The following is a 16,791-nucleotide window of genomic DNA, read 5'->3' as shown; positions in this document are numbered from 1 at the left end:
CTTCCAAATACAGATCATCTTGACCAGATCATAAATGAAAGAAAAATCGAGGGCTTCTTCCATTTTGCGGACCAATGGTACTCGGGAACAAGCTGGTCTAATGCGACCATTTCAAGCTGACCACGTTGCATTAAATGGGTTTTCGAAAGGATCCTTATCAAGTTTATTTAAAATAGAACGGATTTGACTTTTGAGATTGTATTTAGAAAGGCAGTTGATGGGAGTGTTGGCGTGAAGACTCCTGCGGGAATAGCAGGACAGGTGAGACCCCGCAGGAGCGTAAGCGATGAGGAGGCTCACCGCCTGCCCGCGGAAAGCGAAACGCCTGGAATGGAAATCAACACCCCGCTTTAGAAGATAAAAAAGAAAACTGTAGACAAGACTCGATTTTCACCCGAGTTTGTCTACAGTCTGAAGGCTGCCAAATGGGCAGCCTGTTTACTTTTAACGCTTTTTGTTTTTCCCCAGAATAAAAACAGGTTCAAGCTCCCCGTCTTCATAAAGAAACGATAAGGCGGTTATCGGCACATGACCACTCGTGAAAAAACTCATAGCCATTTGCGCGAGAATATCATAACCCGTTTCATTTTCGATGTCACAAATGATAATGACGTCCTGATGAGGAATGGCTACTGCCATTGTTCCTTTCATCGAGGCCTTCATTTCTTTTAGCCACGCTTCATTAACAATCCTACTTGCATCATATCCATCATTCGTATTGAGAAAATAAAACGTATTCCCTGCCACAGTATCTGCCTTTAGAGGAGTCGGTAATGAGCGGACATTAAAACGAGCTATTTCCCGGATTCGATCCGCATCCCAGTCTTCTTGTTCGAGCATGGTATGATCGATTAAACGATACGTCTTTCCTAAGTCTAATGCATAGTAAATCCGCGTTTCTGCTGTATGATCGTCAAACAAAAATTTGTTCCCATTTTCCGATTCATCAGGAAATGACGTTGACCGGACGACGGGGAATATTTGTTTCTCTTTTCCCTGAAGTGAATGTTGTTCTCCCATTACTTTTAAAGCTTCTTCAATATAATAAACCACTTCGTCAATGGCTTTATCTTGAACATTTTCCCAATTAGCTACAATTTTCGAAATCTCTACCGTAATTCCTTTTTTTGTATCCGTATTTTCTATCCGCAGGGTATCCTGCTTACTATCATATTGAAAACTACGTTTGCTCTGCTCTAAGCGCTCTTTTATTGCCTTGACCATTTTCTTGCTATCCATGTTCATAATTTCGGTTGCCTCCTGCTATTCTCTCTATAAGATAATCCTTTCCAATATACTGAAAGTGAAGTCTTATAACGATTCAATAAATGTTTCAATTTCCTCTTTTGTTTTCCTGTCCTTACTGACAAATCGCCCAGCTTCTTTGCCTTGCTCATAAGCTAGAAAACTTGGGATCCCATATATATCATGCTGAGCACAAATATCAATAAACTTGTCACGGTCCACATAAATAAACGTGATCTCTGGATATTTCTCTTCAATCTCTGGAAGAAATGGCTCAATTATACGACAATCAGGACACCAGGCAGCGGAAAATAAGAATACATATTTCCCTTCCTTTTTCATTTCCTCAAATTGTTCAACCGATTCTAAATGCTTCATTTATAATTCCTCCTGCTATTCAATTTCTACGATAGTTATGTACCTTGATAATACCAAACAAATGTTAGGACAACCAATAATACGCAACCTGTCGTGAGAAAAAGAAATGAAAAAACGCGATCATTGAACTACTTGAATACGGAATACTGGTCAAAATTGACAAAAAACTATTGTTATACTGGTAAATTATATTTATAATATAGTAATTATTTAGTATTTTAACAATTTTCAACCAAATCTATTTTTTGGTCCTTCCGTACGTACCCTACTAGAAAGAGAGGACGAAATGAAAACAATACGAGCAAAGATTAGTATTATTCTTTATATGACCTTAGCAGGAGTCATAGCATTAATTGCTTTTAATTTATATTCATCCACCATGCAAAAGAATGTACGTAATGAAGAAGCTATTTTAAATACTGCTGTCTCTCAGATAAAAGACGTTAAATACAACATGGCCACAACTCGTAAGTTTGAGCGTCAATATTTAAGGAATCCACAAAAAACCGGTGCAAAGTTAGTAGAAAATAATATCAGCGGCGTACAAAAACAAACAGCTGAGTTAAAGAAAGAATACAGCGAATATCCTGAGATTGCTGCCAACTTTGAAAAAATTGAAAAGAGTGTGATCGATTATTCAACGAATTTCAAGAAACTGGCTGCTTTATACGTTGAAATGGGATACTCCCTTAACGAAGGTCTAAATAACGAAATAAACCAATCAGGCAGTAACGTGTCACAATTATTAAATCAAACAGGTAATCAAACCCTGATTGATGAATTCTTCATACTGAGGCTCTTAGAAAATCAGTATTTACTTACGAAAGAACAAGAACCTTATAGTGATTACAGTAATCGTTTATCTACTTTCATGACTCTTTTGGAAGAATCTTCTCTAGCTGAAGCTCAAAAAGAAGAAATAGTAACAGAAATGTATACCTATCAGAAAGCCCTAAGTTCCATTGTTTCAGCCTACTTAAAGACAACCAGTATGAACCTCTCTTTCGATAAGCTTGGTAAATCTGTCGAGGCAGCAGCTGTAGATTTAGAAAAAATGGCCAGCCAAGAACAGGAAGCCTTAAACCAAACACAACAAAAGAAAATTCAACAACTAACCTATTCATTAATTGGGATTAGTCTCTTAATTATTATTATTTTATTCTTAGTAGGAACGTTTCTGTTAAAAACGATTAATTCATCTATTACCGCCTTAAAATCAGGTGCTGAAAAAATCGGCAGCGGTGACTTGACTCACCGTGTTTCTATGAAGTACAAAGATGAGGTGGTCGCAGTAGCTGATACTTTTAATATCATGGCTGATCGAGTAAAAGAATCATTACTTGAAGTCCGTAATTCGGCAGAAAAGTTAAGCTCATCCTCTCAGCATCTTGCAGCCATTTCTGAGGAAACATCTGCTCAATCTATACAAGTCAATATAGCTGTCAAACAAGTGGCAGTGGGGGCTAGTCAACAGACCTCAGAACTCGAAGAAAGCAACGGCATTATGAAGAATGTATCTAATTCCATTTTCGGTACGGAAAAACTTAGCAAAGAAATACAAGCTGAAGCACAGCAAACCGTTATTGAGGGGCAAGAAGGGTTAAAAACCGTAGAAAGTCTTCATAATACATCAGAACAATTTCTCGAATTAGCAACTCATTTGACCCTACAAGTTCAAAGCGCATCTGAAAAGTCACATGCCATAGCAAGTATTGTTGGAACAATTCAAGAGATTGCTGAGAATACGGATTTACTCGCCTTAAATGCAGCGATTGAGTCAGCTAGAGCGGGTGACGCCGGCCGTGGGTTTAGTGTCGTCGCTAAGGAAGTTCGAAAGCTGGCTGAGCGATCAAAATTTGAAGCACAAACCATACAAAATCTAGTCCAAACTATGAATGATCAAATGGAAAAATTAATGATTGAAGCAAAGAAATTCAATGAATATAAAAATGTTCAGAGTACGTCCGTAATCGTGACAAAAAATGCTTTTGAAAACATCGTCAATCATGTCAACCGAATCAGTTCCAAAATTTCGAATGTGCAGCTTTCGGTCAAAGAAGTTCAGGATTACAATAATGTTCTTGCACAAAAGCTTGGTGACATCTATTCCATTTCTGAACAATCTGCAGGTTCTTCACAAGAAGTAAGTGCGTCGAGTCAGAGTCAGCTTCTTGCCATTAACCAGGTCAGCGAGGCTGCATCTGAGTTAAGTTATATCGCAGGGGACCTCCAAAACGTTGTTTCACAATTCGAGCTTGAAAAGACGAATATAACATCTGAACAACCAGTAGTAACTAAATAAAGTAAAAAACCTGAAGTTCCAATTTGGAATTTTCAGGTTTTTTACTTTTTCTGTGTAATAGAGTCCACAATGGTCATCATTTGGGCAGCTTCATCAGACAGCTTCTTTTCACTCGTTTCTGTCGTTAATTTAACTCCCCCAACTCCAACCGATACCTCGTATTTTTTCTCGTCTAGATCTCTAATCGCTATAAAACCGAAGCTCTCTTGATCTTCAAAGTTTGCAAGCTCAATATCCTTATCGTTCAATTGCTTTACGGTAGTATATAACGTTCGACTCTTTCGATTTTCATGGGGATTCACAAATAAGATATATGGATTCCCGCTTTTTTCTAATATAAAATTGTTTTCACTTTCTTCCGCTACGATAAAGTCGTCTGGCAGATACAATTCTATAGTTTTTGTTTGATAGTCTGGCTTTAATGATGCTTCCAGAAAGACAGATTCAGCCGCTTCTTTTGCTTTATTTACATGGTTTTCATAAGAACAGCCAGTTGTTACGCAGGCAGCAACACATAAGATACGTATTGATTTCGGAATAATCATACATCATCCCACATTCTTAATAATTTACTGGCAGGTTACCTTCATATCCAGTCTTTTAAAAATGCCCTAATCTTCACATTCTTATACGTTGTTCGTTATATTCATACTGACCAGCAAGCATCCGAACAATATGCTGAAACATCTCTGCCCGCGTGACACGATTATTCGTAAATATTCCTATTGCTCCTTCTTTTTTTCGGATATTATTGCTTTGAGTAAAATCATCCATTACAGGACCCAACTCTTCTCCAGCTCGCAGTCGATTTGCGATATGATCAGGAAGCAAGACTCGTGCCCCGCCAGCGATGAACACTTCATTCTTCCTCGTCACTAACGCACCCCAGTTACAGACAAACATGCCATGCTTTGTATCCACGACGCCGCCTTCAAGGCCGATGGAAAGTTCAGCATCACTTTCATTCAGACAATTCTTAGCTCGGTTAACAGCACCCTCTATGGTCTCTTCATCTGAGAAAGGCTGTTCAGATACCCCAGAATCAACCTTCATGGTCACTAATTCATCTTTGTTAAAAATAGTCCGTACAGCTTCTACCTTTGCGGGGTTAAAACTTCCCACTGCCATTTTCATTTTCTTTCACTCCATTCAAAAAACCAGTAATGAACTACGTGGTAAACAGGCTTCGCTTGTTTACCACATCATTGCCGGTATGTATCATCCGATATTTCTAATACTCTCTACTGTTGTACGATCACAAGCCCTAACTAATTTGCCTATTAACTCACGAGCAGCTGCATAATCATCAATATGAATAATTGAGGCATGCGTATGAATGTATCTCGAACAAATACCAATTACACCACTTGGAATCCCTTCATTAGCAATATGAACCTTTCCAGCATCTGTCCCGCCTTGAGAAACAAAATACTGATATGGGATGTCATTTGTTTCAGCTGTATCAAGAATGAACTCTCTCATCCCTTTATGGGTAACCATTGAGCGGTCTAGAATGCGAAGCAAAGCACCCTTACCAAGCTGGCCAAATTCATTCTTATTTCCTGAAGCATCATTTGCTGGACTGGCATCTAATGCAAAGAATAGATCGGGTTTAATCATAAAAGCAGCCGTTTGTGCGCCTCTTAAGCCCACTTCCTCTTGCACTGTAGCACCTGAAAAAAGAGTATTAGGGAGTTTCTCATTTTTTAGGTCTTTGAGTAATTCAATTGCTAACCCGCACCCATAGCGATTGTCCCAAGCTTTAGCCATAATTTTTTTCGGATTTGCCATTGGAGTAAATGGACAGATAGGAACTATGGCTTGCCCCGGTCTAATTCCAATATATTTTGCATCTTCGGCGCTGTCTGCACCTATATCAATTAACATATTTTTTTGATCCATTGGCTTAGAACGCTGTGATTCTTCAAGTAAATGTGGAGGTACAGAGCCAATTACCCCAATAACAGGGCCTTTATCAGTTATAATTTCAACCCTTTGGGCTAATAAAACCTGACTCCACCAGCCGCCAATCGTTTGAAAACGGAGCATACCATTATCCGTAATGGATGTTACCATAAACCCTACTTCGTCCATATGGCCTGCTACCATAATTTTAGGTCCATTTTCGTCCCCTTTTTTCACGCCAAACAAACTGCCTAATTTATCCTGAATCAATTCATCAGAATATTTTTCAAGCTCAGTTCGCATGAATTTACGGACATCGTGTTCATTTCCAGCAATACCTGGCAGCTCTGTCAACGTCTTAAACAGCGATAAAGTCTCTTGATCCATTTTATTACCCCTAATCTTTACATTTTTTATGTACCTATATTAGTTAGATTCTTATATTTGAATGATGTTATTATACCATTTGCATGTTAAATATTGTTATGTTTTTGATCTCATCAAATATGTACCGCTCCAATTATTGGGCTTTGTCCGTTTTTTTTTGTATACTAGTACAAGAGTCCAAAAAGTAATTAAGCAGGAGGGGAACATTTATGAATTATAAAAATTTATTATTAGGGGCTGCCGCTGGCTTTGCAGCAGGATATGCAGCTAAGCAAGCTCTTGAACAAAGCTGTGGGCCATCACCAGAAAAAGTATTAGCCTCAGTAAAAGAATCTGTTAAAAAAGATGGTAAAATATATGGTTCATGGATTGTTATGAAGCCAGAAAATTATCAAAAAAATGATCTAGACTATCAAGTCTTTAAAGGTGGAATTACTCGTTATACCAACGGAATCCTTGAACAGTTTGATTTTGCTGCGGATGCCTCAACGGGCACCATCATTGATCTAACAAAAAAATAATCACTATAAAGGGACAGACTAATCTTAGTCTGTCCCTTAAAGTTAATAATAGTAAGTCAGCCGTCACGCGGCCCAAAATAAATCGATTCTCCTCAAATCAATCAGCGGGTTCTCTTTACTTCATTAATAACTTGTTTTCCTGTCTGATCCCATTTTATTGCCCGATAATAGGCATCGTGATAGAAACTGTACCAGACTTGTTTCTCTAAGCCCGTCTTCATCCACTTTTGTTTTTGAAAGACAGAATCCATCGGATAATCATCATAGGCAAGAACCCAAAGTACATTTGAATGAGCATGCGTCGGCATGATATCGCCCATATGGAGTAAGATTTCATCGCCATCTTCAATAATAACAATGGAATGACCGTTGCTATGTCCTCCTGTATGAACCATCTTAATCCCTTTCGTAATTTCAATTTCCTTTTCAAAAAGTTTCATTTGACTAGAGACAGCTTCCCAATTCTCTCTCCAGTACGTATTTTTTGAACGGATATTCGGGTCCCTCATTTCATCCCATTCAAACTGTGAAGTAATAATCGCTGCTTGCTTAAATACGGACACCCATTGATTATCTTTTAGCTCGGTTAATCCGCATGCGTGATCGAAATGAAGATGTGTCATCAACACGATATGTATATCATCCGCCGTAAGTCCTAACGCATCTAAATCCGTTAATACAGATGATTCTTCCAAAACTCCAAAGTTCCGTTTCTTCTTCTCATCAAATTTCCCATTTCCCAATCCCGACTCAAGTAAAATGTTTAAGCCGTTTGTTTGAACTAGCAAAGGATCGGTTCTTAATTCAATCTGATTATTTTCATTTGGTGAATATTTTTTTGCCCATAATGGCTTTGGAACCACACCAAACATTGCGCCGCCGTCTAAATAGGTTACTCCACCGTTTAGCCAGGTTAGCTTAATATTACCCAATTGTAAGGTTTCCATATTCCCCCTCCTTTTCTTAAATTGTATCATTCATGACAAATTATTTAAAATTTTTAGAATACTATTTCTATAAAAAAAGCCTGGGTAATTGCCCAGGCTTTACTTAACGATATTGTGCTTCTAAACGATAAATTCGATTGCCTTTTTTAGAAAACTTTTCTTCATACTCGGTCATAATATTGCCTTCAAATGAACTGTTATGCAAATCTAAGCTGATAAAGGTCAGCTTCATTCCATAATCAGAGATACTCAATAAAGAGGATTCAAATAAGCCTTGGTTATCCGTTTTGAAATGAATTTCACCTTTTTCCGGTAAAATTGATTCATAGATCCCCAAGAATGAAGTATGCGTGAGGCGCCTTTTGGCATGACGAGTTTTTGGCCAAGGATCCGAGAAGTTTAAATACACGCGGTCCACTTCACCTTTTTCAAAATAATCAGCAAGATTTACGGCATCCACACTCAAAAGCTTAAGGTTTGGCACTGCCGCTTCAATTAGTAAATCAAGTGCCGATACAATAACGCTTTTATATACTTCAATTCCAATAAAATTAATAGTTGGATGAGCTTTGGCCATTTCCGTAATAAAGCGGCCTTTTCCTGTTCCTACTTCAATATAAAGCGGATTATCGTTTCCAAACAATTCCCGCCATTTTCCCTTATGACTTTCCGGCTGAGCTATTGCATAGTTTGGGAACTCTCCCAAACGTTCGTCAGCCCAGGGCTTATTTCTTAAACGCATACTGACACCCCTAATTATAAGATTTCGTTCAAACCATACCATGAGAGCATGGCTTCCTGCAACACCAAAAGAAACCGCTGCTGCACGCCGCGGGTTTAGTTTAGGTATAAAACCATTCGAAACACACATCCTATTTAAAGAAAAAACAATAACCCTTAGGAGGTTAAAAGATGCCCTTATCTCAACAAGATCAGTTCTCTTTATTAAAGGATATTTTAACTAATCAACAAACAGATTGTTGTGGATCCGTTGCGGAATGCGAGCAAGTCGAACGACTGGTTAAATCACTCATGATCAATATGGATATTGATCAAAGCGCACTAACAATACTAGAAGAGATTTACCGTTATGGCCAAACAGGGGCCGGAACTGCTGATTTAGACAGCCATATTTCCGAACACCAAGGTCAGCTTTCTGAATGGGTAGACGAAATTGACCAGTATTCCTAATTACGATTCAAGTACGTAGCCTAGTCGTTCTATAAGAGCCGCCATTTCTTCTAAACGATTCTTTGATTTATGCCATTGAATAAAGGATAGTAATTGGGAAATGGCGTGCCACTTCATTCTCATTTCTAAGCCGGCATCCAAGCTTAGTCCGTATCGTTCCAACCAATCACTCCAATTTTCCCTTGGGACATAGGTATACAAAAGACTGCCTAAATCAATTGCCGGGTCCGCAATCATGGCCCCGTCCCAGTCAATCAAATAAAGCTTTCCAGCATCAGTCAGCAGCCAATTATTATGATTAATATCACAATGACAGACAGCCGTTTCATTGGATTCAATTAACAAAAGGTTTTCTCGCAAAAAGGAGAACGCCTGAGAAACCTTTGGAATATTTACTATGTCCTGTTCTATGTTCGTTTCAATTTCTGTAAGTATACCTTCAGGCCTTAGAGGGGATTTTCCAAGTCTTTTCAACATGCTTAACAGCGGTTGAGACTGATGGATTTTCCGCAAGAGTTTTGCAACTGGTTCCTTATCCATTTCAGCTTGCTTAAGCTCTCTGCCATTCAACCAGTGCTGAGCCGTAATGACATCCCCATTCTCTAGGCGTCTTGTCCACATTAACTTAGGAACAATTCCCTCAGCAGACAGAACAGCCAAAAATGGCGAAGAGTTACGTTTCAGGAAAAGTTTCTGTTGGTCATTTACAGCAATGAAGGCTTCTCCAGTTGCCCCTCCAGCGGGATAAACATCCCACCCCTCACCTAATATATCTTCCAAATGGTTCACCTTCAATTTCCTCACTTAATACGATCAAGCACTTTTGAATCAGCACAGAATAAACAGTCGTACTCCAAACAATCTATTATAATGAACTTGATAATTTTCCTTAAGAATAAAAAAGACAGCTATTGAGCATTTAACAATAGCTATCTTATTAAATTTTAGTTAAAAGCCTTTCTTACGTCAAGTAGTATCCGACAATCTTCTACGAAATACTACCTAATATAGGCAAAAATGAAAACAAAACCCTTTTATTTGGTAACGGAAGCGTGTTATTATCATAAATTTTCTTTTATTCGTTATCTATCTTTTTTTGACAAACGTGTAGATCACGCTCTGCCACTTGAATATCTACACTTGTACTTCCAACGAATTCTCCATCAGCCTGTATTCTCACCGAATCAAGGGAATGAATTCGTATTGTCTTCCCAGTGAACATATCCACGTTTTGAATTCGAAGATGTCCTCCCCAATAAACGGAGATAAAAACGAGGAGCAATTTAAGAGGAGAAATCGTGTGTACAGCCAACACCTCAAACTTGCCATCATTGGTCTTTGACGCTGGTGAGATGTTTATGCCGCCGCCAAAAAATGATTGATTCGCCACCACAATAAACCATACTTTTTTAAAATTGAATTCTTTACCATCAATACTGATTTCCATATCGCTTCTCTTATAGGTAATCACTTTTTTAATAAATGTATAGATATATGCAAGTTTCCCCGCTTTGAAAATATTAAACCATTTTTTTATCGTGGATTGATTCATGGCATAGATGACTTCGGCATCGATGCCTATCCCAATACTATTTACAAAATGCCTCTGCTCACCGTCAATCACAAACTGACCTAAATCAACAGCAGAGTGGGAAGAATCAGCTTGGGATATAAGGTCTAGTGCATCTTTAACATTTTTCGTCTTTTGAACACCTCTCACAAAGTCATTTCCTGATCCTGTCGGGATACTAGTAATAACTGCATGAGGGTGTCCTTGAGCACCATTAATCACCTCATGAAGGGTTCCATCGCCTCCTACAGAAACGAGAAGCGTCCGAAATGTCGTTTTCTGTAGAATATCTCTAACGATAGACTCTGCATGTCCCTTATGTTCGGTATAAAAAACGGTATGAGGTATGCTTAGACTGCTTTCAATTTTCCCCCAGAGCTTTCGGCTGCGTTCATTCTTGGCTGCTGGATTCACAATAAAATAAATCTTATTGATTGTCAGTCTTTCTCCTTCTGGATTCAAACTATTATGTTCTGTAATCATCTTCTGCTTCTCCATCTACTTCAGTTTCCCATTCTACTCTGCTGCTTGAAGTTGTTTGACAATAATCAAGCAGTGCCTGGGCGGTCTTTAGTTGCTGATGCTTTAGAGGGGCTCCTGCATTTCTCATTTTTTTAAACCAAGCTGGAAAGCTCCGTTTATCAACTATTTCTATATCATAAGGTGATTGTGGATAATCTATATACCCATTTCGAGATAATATGACTTTATGTATGGGGAGAGGCGATTCATAGATTGAACCTATCTTTTTAACAATTTTCCCCATTCTATTTACAGAAAGCATCGGATTTAACACTTTTTTATCGGAATGCAAATGATGTTTACGGAGCCAAAACCGATCACTTGAACCCATAAAGGCCGCATCATCACTATCTTCTAAGAAAGCGATACACCAGATTTCTGTAGGAGTGACAATAATCACTTCTCCTTCGACCGGAGCGTTTTTCAATAAAAAAATGGGCTTATACAGGATCAAGCATGTATCAGGAAAACGCTGTAAAAAGAAGCGCAGCTTTTCATCGAGAAAAAAGGTCTGGTTAATATACGATTTTTCTTGAATCGTCGAACTTCCCCATTTTAATTGAAAACGAATGAGTTGATTTAGATAGGTCTGTTTAAGGTCCTCTAAACTATTTGGCGTAGAGGAGAAATGTAATGAAAATTCTTTTTTTTCCATAACAGGAAGTACTTCTCGTTCAGTCACCTCTGATTTCACCTGACGATTGAACATTTTTTTCAGCTTAGTGCCTATCCCCGTCTTACCTTCCTGCCTACCTTCTTCTTGTGTTTCTACGGACAGGTTGCCATAAAGGGTTTCAAGTTCCCCAGCTAAAAAAGCTGTCTTTAACTTTTCCCATTGCTGTTGCTTTAAACGTACAAACTGCAGGGGATAACGATAAATGTCCTGTTCATATCTTGAAATGTAATCCTGCAGTTTAATGAGCTGTCCCATCCAACTCATCCCCCCTAAATTCTCTATTTTATGTATTAGGTTGTAAATAAATGGTCTCTATTGACTCGTAAGAAGGAGAGGCACCTATATGTGTCTGATACAGACTAACCTTCGTTGCAGCAAACTCTGCTGTCTGTTTACTATCGGCTGTTTGCTGCAATCTCTCAAGAGAAAACTGTTCACCTGTATATTTTCTTGCTAACGTTATATGTGGTGTAAAGGGTTTTTTGTCCAGTTTAAATCCGGCTGTTATACATGCATCATAGACTTTTTGCTGAATCGTTCTCAGCTTATCGGATTCTTCTATACCTGCCCAAAGAATTCGGGGACTTTTTTTGTCTCCAAATATCCCTGCGCCAGCCAGTGTAAGTTGAAAGCTGTGTTCATTCTTCAGGCTGCTTTCAATAAGGCGGACTGCCTCCTGCCTTTGAGTGTCTGAAGTATTCCCAAGAAAAGCTAGCGTAATATGATAATCATCGCGATGAAGCCACTTTTTAAAAGGATAGTCCTTTCGTAACTGCTGACATTGTAAATGAAGTTCCGCCTTGATTTCATCAGGCAAGGTAAGTGCAAAGAAGAAATGTTCAGCTGATTTCATAAATAAACAAATCCTTTCTTTACCATTTTCTTTAATAGTATCACAAAGTACTTAATTTCAAAAAAACAAAACAGCTCTTGCCTTAACCAGGCAAGAGCATGTTCATTGATTACATTCAGGTTACTCGACCACACTGCGTTTCAATTTCTTGGTGAAACAACTGCTGAAGTTTTTTGGTTAATGGACCTGGTGTCCCTGCTCCGATTGCTTTTCCATCAATTAATGTAATGGGTGTAATTTCAGCACTCGTGCTTGTCATAATAACCTCATCAGCATTCATCATTTCAGCAATAGTGAACGACTCTTCACGATAGGGTATTCCATTCGTGTGACAGTGTTGCAGCATTACCCTTCTCGTAATGCCATTTAATATCAAATTAGCAGGAGGATGGGTAATTAGAACATTGTCCTTCACAATAGAGATATTAGAAGAACTTCCCTCTGTAATCGTATTACCTCGATGTTGAATGGCTTCAAAACAACCCTTTTCCACTGCCTGTTGTTTTGCTAGGATGTTGCCTAGTAAGTTTAAACTCTTAATATCACACCGCAGCCAACGGATATCCTCCGTTGTAATCGCCTGTTTACCTAGTTTCACTTCACCGCCGTATGGAATTTCGTTGGTGTAGGCAACAAAAACCGATTGTATTTTATCCATTGGAAAAGCATGATTTCTAGGTGCTGCTCCTCGGGTGAACTGCATATAAACCGTACCAAATGTCAGCTGATTTTCAGTGACAAGCTGCTGTATCAGGATTTCAAGTTCAGCTGCTGTATACCCTACGTCTAAGGAAATCTTTTTAGCACTGTCAATTAAACGATTAAGGTGCATCTGACTTGTAAACAATTTTCCATTATATACGCGGATTACTTCATACACCCCATCACCGAACTGATATCCCCGGTCTTCTACATCCACTTTACTAGCTGAACGGTTGATGAATTCACCATTAAAAATCAGTTTTCCCAACATCTGTTCCTCCCCGCCCGATTATTTAGCTAATTCGTAAATGGCATGGGCATAAATAGCCGCAGCTCTAAGCATATCGTCTATATCTATATATTCATCTTTTTGGTGGGCGATGTCTTCACTTCCTGGGAATAACGGTCCAAAAGCAACGCCTTCTTTCAATGACCTTGCGTACGTTCCGCCCCCGATAGAAAGAAGTTCAGCTTGATCACCTGTTTCTTCTTCATACACTCGTTTTAGGGTTTGAATTAAGAAACTGTCGCTATCGACATAATGTGGAGTTGAATGGGAATTTGTAACGACCGTAAAGTCAGGTAATTCTTGTTCAAGCATTAGTTTGTTCGCTTCCCAATCATAGGTGACAGGGTAACGCATACTGAAACCTATCATACCTTCTCCACGACTTGAATAACTGAATTTGCCCGCATTCAATGTTAATTCTCCTGTGATTTCATCGGAAAACGCAATGTTCAATCGGTTTCCGCGAGTATCTCCAAAAAGCTGATTTTGAATAAACGTAAAATAGGTCTTTGCATGGGCAGGCAATGGCAGTTCTGAAAGAAAAGCAGCCAAATATAAGCCTGCATTCACACCATTATTTGGTTCCATTGCATGTGCAGATACCCCCTCAAGTTCAAGTAAGGCCTCATCTCGTTCAATAGCAGCATTACCTTTTAAAGAGTGTTTTTTGAGGTAAGCAGTAAATTGACTTGTTAACGCTGATGGATCTGCAAGTTTCACTCTAGCACTTGCATAATCAGGAACCATATTTGTTCTTCTGCCGGACGAGAAGTCTATAATCTCTACTTCGCCTTTTTCATTTTCACTGCTTGGTTCTTGTACAAGAGTAAAGTCCCAAATCCCCTTTTCTGCATTAATAATTGGGAAATCAGCATCAGGGGCAAAACCAATTGTCGGCATTTCCTCTGTTTCAAAATAACGATTTACACAACGCCAATCCGATTCTTCATCCGTTCCAATAATCATTCGTACTCGTTTATTTAACGGCAGACCAAGCTCCCGAATCGTTTTCATTGCATAATAAGCTGCCATCGTTGGACCTTTATCATCAACTGCACCACGAGCAAAGATTTTACCATCTCTGATTTCTGCACCAAACGGATCTGATGCCCAGCCGTCACCCTCAGGTACAACGTCAACATGACAAAGAATTCCGATCAATTCTTCACCTTCACCCATTTCGATATGACCAGCCACATGATCAACAGATTTAACAGTAAAGTTATCCTTCTTTCCTAACTCCAGCATATAATCCAATGCTTTCTTTACACCTTCACCAAAGGGAGCCTGCTCTGTTGAATTCTCCTCATCCATGACACTCTTGATCTTCAACAAGTTCTGAGTGTCCACCAATAAATCTAATTTCCTGCTCTCAATTTCATTTGTCCAATTAATTTGATCCATATTTTACAGCTCCTATTCATTTATGATGCTTCTATTCTAGCATTAAGTTCATAATATTCCACCATGTTCGCCCTCTTAGGTGATGACTCCGATATAATAACCAATAAGATTAAACACGATACACCAGCTTAATGAACCAACTCCGGCATACAAGAAGTACTGCCTTTTTCTCATTCCGCTGATTCCTGAAAAATAGCAAGTCAGATGCCGGATGCCTGGAATGTAATAACCAATGACAATGGTCCACGGGCCATAACGTTCAAACCATCTTTCGGCCATGGCTAGTCTAGCCGGTGTCAACTTAATCCATTTTCCATGACTAATTAGCAGGGGCTTGCCCAATTTTCTGCCAAGAAAAAAGCTTCCCATCATCCCTGTGATTGCTCCCAAAAAGCTAACAAGCACAGCTAATTTAAAATTCAAAACAGAAGTAGACGTTAAGTATCCTACAAAAGTCATTAAAATTTCATCAGGTACAGGCAGTCCGATCATTCCCAATGCAAGCATTCCATAGATAGCGAAATACCCATATTGAGCAATTAATTCTTTAGCGATATCCATTCCACAAGTCTCCATTTCATGTTTATCCAGGGGCTTAATCTATAGAATGAACAACGAAGGGTGGAATTCAATACTTTTATGTAAATAAACGATTAACTTTTTTTTCCACATAGACTAAAGATAATGGAAAAGAGGTAGCAAATCAATGATAAATTATCCTGCACTATCGATGATACTATTTATCAGTATGACCAAACACACTCTTTGTAGTCAATGGAAGACGGAGTGCTACTAACAAAAAAGCAAGACACTGTGGAATAGTGTCTTGCTTTTTTGTTAGATTATTTAACAATTTTAAAATCATTAATCGGCCAATAGACAAAGTTTGCTTTTCCCACTACTTCATCGATAGAAATTGTACCAATTTCTCGGCTGTCCAAGCTATTTTGACGATTATCACCCATCACAAATAATTCATTCTCGGGCACAGTCATACTGCCGGTTTTATCTTCAAGCTTAAAGTCCCAAGTAAGCAGCTCGCCGCCCATTTCCTGCTTGTATTCATCTAAGTATGGTTCTTTATACTCTTTGCCATTTATATAGAGCGTATCATCCTTGTATTCAATATGATCGCCAGGCTTACCGATTACTCGTTTAATGTAATCCTTTTTCTCAGTTGCATGGAATACGACTACATCAAACCGTTCAATGTCATCAATGTTGGTTCCAAACTTATTAAGTACCAGCCTTTCATGGTCCTCTAAGGTGGGCATCATGGACTCGCCGTCAACGATAATTGGTGCAAAGGTGAAAGTCCGGATGACAAAAGCCAGGATAACTGCAATGGCAATTGCTTTAATCCATGAAAATAGTTCTTTTCTTTTTTCCAAAACGAACCCTCTCTTTCCTTATTTCGAGATTATATCATAATTCAGCAGAACTACCGATATATAGAATCCAAATTATTTAAGATATTTATCTCCAACGATCATATTGCTGCTCAAGTAATTCTTCAGTAACTAAGACTCGTTGTAAATGAGACGGACAAATCGAATTATATTTCGCCACTTTTTCGTTTATTTCATTTATGTAAGTTTCGAGGTTTCCGTCAACATTAGAGGATTTTAAGGTAACAGCTTGTGACACGAGCTTACGAATATCCTGCTGCAACTTAATCCATGGCGGTAAATAGCCTGCTTGTTTTGCAGTATTTAAAAAATTATCATAAATAGAACCATGCAAAATCGTTTTTGGAAGTGGTTTTCCGTACCCTGGATTATTTTTAAGTCCGCCGTCTTTCTCATACTCTTTATAAATGGGATCCATCCAATTTACATGCTCATTCTTATTATCAGCCAATGTAACTGCCTCCTCACAAACATTATCCAGTACACTTCA

General features: G+C 38.7%; 19 protein-coding genes. 3 read left to right on the top strand and 16 right to left on the bottom strand.

The window, feature by feature from the left end; all coding sequences use genetic code 11:
* Positions 1-444 precede the first annotated feature (444 nt).
* Entirely contained in the window at positions 445-1,239 is a 795-nt protein-coding gene (locus AC52RT_RS04555) for a DUF1444 domain-containing protein (RefSeq protein WP_495539655.1), read from the bottom strand.
* 72 nt (positions 1,240-1,311) lie between these two features.
* Positions 1,312-1,623, bottom strand: a complete 312-nt coding sequence (locus AC52RT_RS04550; protein ID WP_495539652.1) for a thioredoxin family protein — start codon at positions 1,621-1,623, stop codon at positions 1,312-1,314.
* Positions 1,624-1,909: 286 nt separating this feature from the next.
* Here AC52RT_RS04550 and AC52RT_RS04545 point away from each other — a divergent pair, with 286 nt between their 5' ends.
* Complete coding sequence (locus AC52RT_RS04545; RefSeq protein ID WP_495539651.1) at positions 1,910-3,925, top strand: methyl-accepting chemotaxis protein; 2,016 nt, start codon at positions 1,910-1,912, stop codon at positions 3,923-3,925.
* Positions 3,926-3,966: 41 nt separating this feature from the next.
* Here the strand turns inward: AC52RT_RS04545 and AC52RT_RS04540 are convergent, their stop codons facing one another.
* The 3 genes from AC52RT_RS04540 to AC52RT_RS04530 form a co-directional block, all read right to left on the bottom strand.
* Entirely contained in the window at positions 3,967-4,470 is a 504-nt protein-coding gene (locus AC52RT_RS04540; protein WP_495539650.1) for a hypothetical protein, read from the bottom strand.
* A 73-nt stretch (positions 4,471-4,543) separates the two neighbouring features.
* Positions 4,544-5,059: a DUF84 family protein gene (locus AC52RT_RS04535; RefSeq protein WP_495539649.1), complete on the bottom strand. Its 516-nt coding sequence runs from the start codon at positions 5,057-5,059 to the stop codon at positions 4,544-4,546.
* Between the two features lie 84 nt (positions 5,060-5,143).
* Positions 5,144-6,217 carry a M42 family metallopeptidase gene (locus AC52RT_RS04530; protein WP_495539648.1) on the bottom strand — a complete coding sequence of 358 codons (1,074 nt, stop codon included), beginning with the start codon at positions 6,215-6,217 and terminating at the stop codon, positions 5,144-5,146.
* A gap of 209 nt (positions 6,218-6,426) precedes the next feature.
* On the opposite strand from AC52RT_RS04530, the gene AC52RT_RS04525 reads away from it, so the two are divergent.
* A complete protein-coding gene (locus AC52RT_RS04525; RefSeq protein WP_495539647.1) occupies positions 6,427-6,738 on the top strand; it encodes a hypothetical protein in 312 nt (103 codons plus the stop codon).
* 101 nt (positions 6,739-6,839) lie between these two features.
* On the opposite strand, the gene AC52RT_RS04520 is transcribed toward AC52RT_RS04525, so the two are convergent.
* Together AC52RT_RS04520 and trmB are read right to left on the bottom strand one after the other, a co-directional pair.
* Complete coding sequence (locus AC52RT_RS04520; protein WP_495539646.1) at positions 6,840-7,685, bottom strand: YtnP family quorum-quenching lactonase; 846 nt, start codon at positions 7,683-7,685, stop codon at positions 6,840-6,842.
* A gap of 103 nt (positions 7,686-7,788) precedes the next feature.
* Complete coding sequence (gene trmB / locus AC52RT_RS04515; RefSeq protein ID WP_495539654.1) at positions 7,789-8,427, bottom strand: tRNA (guanosine(46)-N7)-methyltransferase TrmB; 639 nt, start codon at positions 8,425-8,427, stop codon at positions 7,789-7,791.
* A 170-nt stretch (positions 8,428-8,597) separates the two neighbouring features.
* Here trmB and AC52RT_RS04510 point away from each other — a divergent pair, with 170 nt between their 5' ends.
* Entirely contained in the window at positions 8,598-8,876 is a 279-nt protein-coding gene (locus tag AC52RT_RS04510; protein WP_340846861.1) for a YtzH-like family protein, read from the top strand.
* On the opposite strand, the gene AC52RT_RS04505 is transcribed toward AC52RT_RS04510, so the two are convergent.
* From AC52RT_RS04505 to AC52RT_RS04465, 9 genes are all read right to left on the bottom strand, one after another.
* A complete protein-coding gene (locus AC52RT_RS04505) occupies positions 8,877-9,656 on the bottom strand; it encodes a phosphotransferase family protein (RefSeq protein WP_495539653.1) in 780 nt (259 codons plus the stop codon).
* A 295-nt stretch (positions 9,657-9,951) separates the two neighbouring features.
* Positions 9,952-10,929: a diacylglycerol/lipid kinase family protein gene (locus tag AC52RT_RS04500; RefSeq protein ID WP_495539645.1), complete on the bottom strand. Its 978-nt coding sequence runs from the start codon at positions 10,927-10,929 to the stop codon at positions 9,952-9,954.
* Positions 10,913-11,899, bottom strand: coding sequence for an NERD domain-containing protein (locus tag AC52RT_RS04495; protein ID WP_495539644.1), 987 nt, complete (start codon positions 11,897-11,899; stop codon positions 10,913-10,915). The genes AC52RT_RS04500 and AC52RT_RS04495 overlap by 17 nt, the downstream gene beginning before the upstream one ends.
* 28 nt (positions 11,900-11,927) lie before the next feature.
* Complete coding sequence (gene thpR / locus AC52RT_RS04490; RefSeq protein WP_495539643.1) at positions 11,928-12,497, bottom strand: RNA 2',3'-cyclic phosphodiesterase; 570 nt, start codon at positions 12,495-12,497, stop codon at positions 11,928-11,930.
* Between the two features lie 115 nt (positions 12,498-12,612).
* Positions 12,613-13,467: a D-amino-acid transaminase gene (gene dat, locus AC52RT_RS04485; RefSeq protein ID WP_495539642.1), complete on the bottom strand. Its 855-nt coding sequence runs from the start codon at positions 13,465-13,467 to the stop codon at positions 12,613-12,615.
* Positions 13,468-13,488: 21 nt separating this feature from the next.
* The gene (gene pepV, locus AC52RT_RS04480; protein ID WP_495539641.1) at positions 13,489-14,892 is read right to left on the bottom strand and encodes a dipeptidase PepV; all 1,404 of its coding nucleotides are present in this window, start codon (positions 14,890-14,892) and stop codon (positions 13,489-13,491) included.
* A gap of 75 nt (positions 14,893-14,967) precedes the next feature.
* Positions 14,968-15,453 (bottom strand): DedA family protein, encoded by a 486-nt coding sequence (locus AC52RT_RS04475; protein ID WP_495539640.1) that lies wholly within the window; start codon positions 15,451-15,453, stop codon positions 14,968-14,970.
* Between the two features lie 281 nt (positions 15,454-15,734).
* Positions 15,735-16,283, bottom strand: coding sequence for a signal peptidase I (gene lepB, locus AC52RT_RS04470; RefSeq protein ID WP_495539639.1), 549 nt, complete (start codon positions 16,281-16,283; stop codon positions 15,735-15,737).
* A gap of 85 nt (positions 16,284-16,368) precedes the next feature.
* Positions 16,369-16,752, bottom strand: a complete 384-nt coding sequence (locus AC52RT_RS04465; protein WP_495539638.1) for a DnaJ family domain-containing protein — start codon at positions 16,750-16,752, stop codon at positions 16,369-16,371.
* Positions 16,753-16,791 lie beyond the last annotated feature (39 nt).

The organism is Peribacillus sp. (assembly GCF_059453735.1).
The sequence above is the reverse complement of the archived record's forward strand: the minus strand, read 5'-3'. Positions and strand labels throughout refer to the sequence as shown.